The organism is Neisseria sp. 27098_8_112 (genome assembly GCF_041433235.1).
Lineage (GTDB): Bacteria > Pseudomonadota > Gammaproteobacteria > Burkholderiales > Neisseriaceae > Neisseria.
The window spans coordinates 1-7,553 of sequence record NZ_JAPWBB010000029.1; the positions used below are offsets into that span (position 1 = coordinate 1).

A 7,553-nucleotide genomic window follows, 5' to 3' on the forward strand; every position below is an offset into this window, starting at 1 on the left:
AAAGTAGGCGACGATGTCGCATTGACCCAAGACGGCGTTAAAGCAGGCGATGTCAAACTGACCAAAAACGGTTTGAACAACGCCGGTAACAAAGTGACCAACGTAGCCGCCGGTACCGACGATACCGACGCCGTTAACTACGGTCAGCTGAAAGAGACCAACGCCAACGTGGCCAAAGGTCTGAACATTGCCGCCGACAACGGCAGCGACGACAACGTCCAACTGGGCGAAACCGTTGCCTACCGCAGCAGCGACAAAAACATCGTGACCACCGTGTCTGACAACCAGATTGACTTCAAACTGGCCAAAGACATCACCGTTGACAGCGTCACCGCAGGCGACAGCAAACTGAATACAGACGGCCTCACCATTACCGGCGGCCCGAGTGTGACCAAGTCAGGCATCAATGCCGCCGGCAACAAGATTACCAATGTAGCCGCCGGTACCGATGACACCGATGCCGTCAACTACAGCCAGCTGAAACGGCAAAGCGCCGCCGCCCGTACCGAGGTTGCAGCCGGTACCAACATCAAAGACGTGGTGAAAACGACCGGTGCCAACGGCCAAGACATCTACACCGTCAACGCCAAAGGCACGACTGCCAGCGCCGGTTCCGACAAAGTGACCGTTACCGCCGCCGCTGCAGACGCGAACAACGTGACCGACTACAGCATCGACCTGGCGGATAACACCAAAGCCGACATCCAAAAAGGCGTGGATGCCAAAACCACCGTTGACAACAAAGGTCTGACCTTCAACGGCGACAGCGGCAGCACCAATGTCGAAAAACTCGGCTCCACCGTGACCGTTGCCGGCGACGACAACATCACCACCGAAGCCCAAGACGATAAAGTGACCGTCAAGCTGAAAAAAGACCTGGTAGTGAACAGCGTCAAAGCCGGCGACACCACCGTGAACAACGACGGTGTGAAAGTAGGCGACGATGTCGCGTTGACCCAAGACGGCGTTAAAGCAGGTGACGTCAAACTGACCAAAGACGGTTTGAACAACGCCGGCAACAAAGTAACCAACGTAGCCGATGGTGACCTCAATGCCAACAGCAAAGACGCCGTTAACGGCAGCCAACTGTTTGCGACCAACCAAAACGTAGCCAACAATGCCGCCAATATCGCTAAAGGCATCAACTTCGGCGGTACCACCGGCAGCAACAACTACGCATTGGGCGACACCATCAATGTCAAAGGCGACAGCAACATCATCAGCGAAACCGTAGCCGGTGGTGCACAGCTGAAACTGGCCGATGTGTTGAATGTCGGTCAAGCGGCTCCGGTGAAAATTGATGGCGATAAAGGCGAAGTCAGCGGTTTGAGCAATACGACTTTGGGCGGCAGCGACTTTGCCCGAGGCAAACGTGCGGCGACTGAAGAGCAGCTGAATGCGGCCCAAGATCAGTTGGTGAATGTATTGGGTGGCAATGCGGCCAATAATGGCGGCAACATCAGCATGACCGATATTGGCGGTACTGGTGAGAACAATATCCACGATGCAATCAAAGCCGTTAATGCAACTGCCAATCTGCCTTTGACTTTCGGTGGCGACAGCGGCAAAGACGTTGAACGCAAACCGAGTACGAAGCTGAATATTGTTGGCGGTCAAACCGATGCAGCCAAACTTTCAGACGGCAATATTGGCGTTGTAGCGAATGGCTCTGATAAGTTGGAAGTCAAATTGGCTAAAGACTTGGCTGTTGACAGCGTGAAAGCCGGCGATACTACAGTCAATACTGACGGCGTGAAAGTTGGCGATGTCAACCTGACTAAAGCTGGCTTGGACAATGGCGGCAACAAGATTACCAAGGTTGCAGCCGGTACCGCTGATACTGATGCGGTGAATGTTGCTCAGTTGAACAAAGCTGCGGCTGCGGCTAAGACTGAAGTCGTTCAAGGCGATAATATCGTTGTTACTCAAGATGTCGGCGCCAATGGCCAAACCATTTACAAAGTGGCTACCGATAAAAACTTGAAAGTCGACAGCGTTACCGCAGGCGATACCGTGATGAATAATGACGGTGTGAAAGTTGGTGATGATGTTGCATTGAACAAAGACGGCTTGAAAGCAGGCAAGGTAAACCTGACTAAAGCTGGCTTGGACAATGGCGGCAACAAGATTACCAACGTTGCGGCCGGTACGGATGACACCGATGCAGTCAATGTTTCTCAACTGAAACAAGCTGCGGCGGCATCTAAAACTGAAGTCGTTCAAGGTAAGAACATCGTTGTGACTGAAAAAACAGGTGACAAAGGTCAGACGGTTTATGAAGTTGCTACCGATAAAGACTTGGACGTTGACAGCGTGAAAGCCGGTGATACTACTGTTAATAATGATGGTGTGAAAGTTGGTGATGATGTTGCATTGAACAAAGACGGCTTGAAAGCAGGTAAGGTAAACCTGACTAAAGACGGCTTGGACAATGCAGGCAATAAAGTAACCAACGTAGCGGATGGCGACCTCAATGCCAACAGCAAAGATGCTGTCAACGGCAGCCAGTTGTACGCAACCAACCAAAACGTAGCCAACAACGCTGCGACTATCGCCAAAGGCATCAACTTCGGCGGTACGACCGGCAGCAACAACTACGCGTTGGGCGACACCATCAACGTTAAAGGCGACAGCAACATCATCAGCGAAACCGTAGCCGGTGGTGCTCAACTGAAGTTGGCTGACGAGATTATTGTGAAGACAGTGAATGCCGATACCTTCAAAGCAGGCGATACTGTGATGAATAACGACGGCGTGAAAGTCGGCGATAAAGTTGCATTGAACAAAGACGGTCTGACCGCAGGCAATACCGTGGTCAACAACGATGGCGTAACCATTGCTGCACCGACTGAAAACAATCCGAACAACCAAGTCAAATTGTCTCCTGTCGGTCTGAACAACGGCGGCCAACGCATTACCAATGTGGCTCCGGGTAAAGACGGTACAGATGCGGCAAACGTGAACCAGTTGATTGGTTTGGGTACCGAGTTGCAGAACAACATCAACCAAGTAGGTAAGAAAGCCTACGCGGGTGTGGCCGGTGCGATTGCCCAAGGCTCGATTCCGCAAGTAACCCGTCCGGGTGCGACCGGTATCGGTGTCGGCAGCGGCTACTACGGTGGTCAGTCTGCTATGGCCATCGGCGTGTCGGCGATGAGCGACGGCGGCAACTGGATTGTCAAAGGCAACTTCTCGGCCAATACCGACGGTCATGTCGGTGTCGGTGCCGGTGCGCTGTATCAGTGGTAAGTTGGCAATGACAGGCAACTAGATTTGCTGCCTGAATAGGGAGGCCGTCTGAAATTTTAGGTTTCAGACGGCCTTTTTTTCTGAAAACACTTGAATTTAGGCTATCTGAAACGATATGCTTCATCTATTTACCGCATGACTCTGAAAGAGAACAAATGAGCAAAACCATCCATTATTTGAAAGACTACGCCGCGCCAGCGTACCGTATTCTGAAAACCGACCTGCATTTCGATATTTTAGAACCGCAAACCATCGTCAAATCCAGTCTGACCGTTCAACCTGAAAGAGCAGGGGAGCCATTGGTATTGGATGGTTCGGCAAAACTGCTGTCTGTGAAAGTAAACGGCCGGGCCGTAGATTATGTGTTGGAAGACGAAAAACTGACGATTGCCGGCGTGCCGTCTGAAAACTTCACCCTGGAAGTGGAAACTGAAATTCTGCCTGCTGAGAACAAATCTTTGATGGGTCTGTATGCTTCCGGCGGCAACCTGTTTACCCAATGCGAACCGGAAGGCTTCCGAAAAATTACGTTCTATATTGACCGTCCGGATGTCATGTCTAAATTTACCACCACCATCGTTGCAGACAAAAAACGCTATCCGGTGTTGCTGTCTAACGGCAATAAAATCGATGGCGGCGAGTTTTCAGACGGCCGTCATTGGGTGAAATGGGAAGACCCGTTTGCCAAACCGAGCTATCTCTTTGCTTTGGTGGCAGGCGATTTGGCGGTAACGGAAGATTATTTTACGACCATGAGCGGCCGTAAGGTCAAAATCGAGTTCTATACCACGGAGACAGACAAACCTAAAGTCGGTTTTGCCGTGGAATCGTTGAAAAATGCGATGAAATGGGACGAGACACGCTTCGGTTTGGAATATGACTTGGATATTTTCATGGTCGTTGCCGTGGGCGATTTCAATATGGGCGCGATGGAAAACAAAGGTTTGAATATTTTCAATACCAAGTTTGTGCTGGCCAACAGCCGTACCGCGACCGATACCGACTTTGAAGGCATCGAATCAGTTGTCGGCCACGAATATTTCCACAACTGGACGGGTAACCGCGTGACCTGCCGCGATTGGTTCCAATTGTCGCTGAAAGAAGGTTTGACCGTATTCCGCGATCAAGAGTTTTCCGGCGACCGAGCCAGCCGCGTGGTGCGCCGTATCGACAATGTCCGTATGCTGCGCTTGTTCCAATTCCCTGAAGATGCAGGCCCGACTGCGCATCCTGTCCGCCCGGCCAGCTATGAAGAGATGAACAACTTCTACACCATGACCGTCTATGAAAAAGGTGCGGAAGTAGTGCGCATGTATCACACCTTGCTTGGGGAAGAGGGCTTCCAAAAAGGCATGAAGCTGTATTTCCAACGCCACGACGGTCAGGCAGTAACTTGTGATGATTTCCGTGCCGCAATGGCAGACGCAAACGGTATCAATCTTGATCAGTTTGCTTTGTGGTACAGCCAAGCCGGTACACCGGTTTTAGATGCTCAAGGCCGTCTGAAAGATGGTGCATTTGAATTGACCATCAAACAAACTATTCCGGCTACGCCCGATATGACGGACAAGCAGCCGATGATGATTCCAGTCAAAACTGGTTTACTGAACGAAAAAGGCGAAGCGGTTGAGTTTGAATATCAAGGCAAACGGGTAAAAGAGGCGGTTTTGGTATTGACTGAAGCCGAGCAGACTTTTGTGTTGGGCGGCGTCAATGAGCCGGTTATCCCGTCTCTGCTGCGAGATTTTTCTGCACCGGTTACCCTGAACTATCCATACAGCGAGCAAGAATTGGCCACTTTGCTGGCGGCAGATGAAAATGAGTTTGCACGTTGGGAGGCTGCTCAAACCCTGTATCATCGTGCCATTAACGCCAACCGTCAGGCATTGGCGGAAGGCCGTCCTTTACCGGAACACAAAGCATTGATGGATGCTTTGGCTTTGGTGGTTTCCGGTGACTTTGATCCGGCATTCCGTGCCATTTTGCTGCAAATGCCGTCTGAAACCGATGTATGGGCGGAAGAAGAAAATATTGATCCGATTCAGGTTCATCAAGCGCGTGAAGCCTTGCTCAATGCCGTTGCTGTCAAGTTCCTGCCTCAATGGCGCGAGTTGAACCGTCAAGCTGCCGATCAAGAAAATCAAGCAGATGCTGCTGTTCGTTATGAATACAGCTCGGAATTGGCCGGCTGGCGTACTTTGCGTAATGCTTGCAGGGCATTTATCCTTCGTGCTGACGCTGCGCATATCGAACACGTTGCGGAGAATTACGCAGCAATGGCGCAAAACATGACCCACGAATGGGGTATCTTATCCGCAATCAACAGCAATGAAAGCGAAATCCGCGATCGTTTGTTGACGCGATTTGCCGATAAATTCGCCGATGATGCTTTGGTAATGGACAAATACTTTGCCTTGATTGCTTCAAGCCGCCGCAAAGATACTTTACAGCAAGTTCAGACGGCCTTGAGTCATCCTAAGTTCAGTATTGAAAACCCGAACAAGGCCCGTTCTTTGTTGATCAGTTTCAGCCGCAATATTCCACATTTCCATGCAGAAGATGGCAGCGGCTACCGCTTTATAGCCGATAAAGTGATGGAAATCGACCGCTTTAACCCGCAAGTTGCCGCCCGACTGGTGCAGGCTTTCAACATCTGCAACAAATTGGAAGCCAACCGCAAAGCCGTCATGACTAAAGAATTGCAACGCATCAATGCACAAGAAGGTTTGTCCAAAGATGTGGGCGAGATTGTCGGTAAGATTTTGAATGAAAAATAAATCTTGTTTGTTGACCTTATTGTAATTTGACAATAGGGATAGATAGACTAAAGGCCGTCTGAAACCAATTGGTTTCAGACGGCCTTTTTATATATCAACGCTTAAATCAATTTTCGTTGAGGGTAGGGAATAGAATAAAAAAAGAGCCTACATAAAACAGGCTCTTTTTCATACTAATCCGAAGATTAGAATTTGTGACGCAGGCCAACCAAACCAGAGATGGTTTCAACTTTGTGAGGGCCAGACTCAGCACCACGCAACCAGCCGGCAGAAACCAGAGCAGTAGTGCGTTTAGAGAAGTCGTAGTCAGCACCAACGATAACTTGGTCGTATTGAGTGCCTTTCAGTTTTTGACCGTCAACTTTAGCTTTGAAGCCGTGAGCGTAAGAAACGCGAGGAGTTACGTTACCAGCGCGGTAAGCGGCAGTAGCAGCAACTTCAATAGTTTCAGTAGGACGGCTATCCAAGGCAGCAGCAGTACCAAATACTACGTTAGAAGCGTTAGTAGTGGCAGAATTTACAACGCCGTTAGATTGAGCTTCGGCGTAGTCACCCAAAGTTTCCCAGTTTTTAGCGTATTGACCGGCTACAGACACGAACAGGTTGTTAGCATCGTAACCACCTACCAAGCGGTGTACGTGACCGTCTTTTTCAGAAACGGCGTTTTTACGGAAACCACCAGCGTATTGACCGAAGAAACCAGAGTTTTCGTAGTTCAGACCAGCGTAGTAAGTGTCACGGGTAGCGTCGTTGTGAGTGTATTTGTCAGAAGGGTTAGCGTTGTCGCGTGGAGTGTATTGTACGCTTGCGCTGAAGCCTGAGAATACAGGGGTGTCGTAACGTACAGATACTGCACGCTCGTCAACACGGGTAAATACAGACATGTTCAAAGCACCGTTGCTGCTTTCCCATTGGTCAACATTGTCGCTAGTGTTTTTAACAGTAGAGTCCAGTTTACCGGCACGAACTTTACCGAAGCCGCCTTCCAAACCGATGAAAGATTCGCGAGAAGCCCACTCTTTGTCGCCACCGGCGATAGAAGTAGACTGTTCAACTTGCCAAATAGCATTCAGGTTGTTACCCAAGTGTTCGTGGCCTTTGAAACCGATGCGTGAACCGAAGTCAGCGATTTCAGTAGCAGTTTTAGAGCTTTTCTCGTGACCCAGTTTAGCAGCAGTTTGCTCACCCAATTTTACTTTGGATACTTCAACGCCGGCTTTAATTTGACCGTACAGAGTCACGTCAGCCATAGCTGCAACAGGCAGGGCAGCCAGAGTCAGGGCAATCAGGGATTTTTTCATTGCTGTTTTCTTTTTAAAGTGTGAAGAAGTGAGCATTCGTTCTTCTTATTACGATATCGTTCTATTTCAACGATTCCATGACCATAATATAAAGGCCGAGACCTTTGCAAAATTCCCCAAAATCCCCTAAATTCCCACCAAGACATTTAGGGGATTTCTCATGAGCACCTTCTTCCAGCAAACCGCACAAGCCATGATTGCCAAACACATCGACCGTTTCCCACTA

General features: G+C 49.7%; 3 protein-coding genes. 2 read left to right on the forward strand and 1 reads right to left on the reverse strand.

Features of this window, described 5'->3' with window-relative positions:
• A partial coding sequence (locus O3682_RS11490) for a YadA-like family protein (protein WP_371510162.1) occupies positions 1–3,249 on the forward strand: 3,249 nt, incomplete at its 5' end.
• 155 nt (positions 3,250–3,404) lie between these two features.
• Positions 3,405–6,026: an aminopeptidase N gene (pepN, locus tag O3682_RS11495; RefSeq protein WP_371510163.1), complete on the forward strand. Its 2,622-nt coding sequence runs from the start codon at positions 3,405–3,407 to the stop codon at positions 6,024–6,026.
• A 185-nt stretch (positions 6,027–6,211) separates the two neighbouring features.
• Here the strand turns inward: pepN and porB are convergent, their stop codons facing one another.
• On the reverse strand, positions 6,212–7,327 hold the full coding sequence (gene porB, locus O3682_RS11500; protein ID WP_371510164.1) for a trimeric porin PorB: 1,116 nt from the start codon (positions 7,325–7,327) through the stop codon (positions 6,212–6,214).
• Between the last annotated feature and the right edge of the window lie 226 nt (positions 7,328–7,553).

Bases quoted from the DNA above. Each gene is read 5' to 3' on its own strand.
- pepN (WP_371510163.1), top strand. From the start codon at position 3,405: ATGAGCAAAACCATCCATTATTTGAAAGACTACGCCGCGCCAGCGTAC.
- porB (WP_371510164.1), bottom strand. From the start codon at position 7,327: ATGAAAAAATCCCTGATTGCCCTGACTCTGGCTGCCCTGCCTGTTGCA.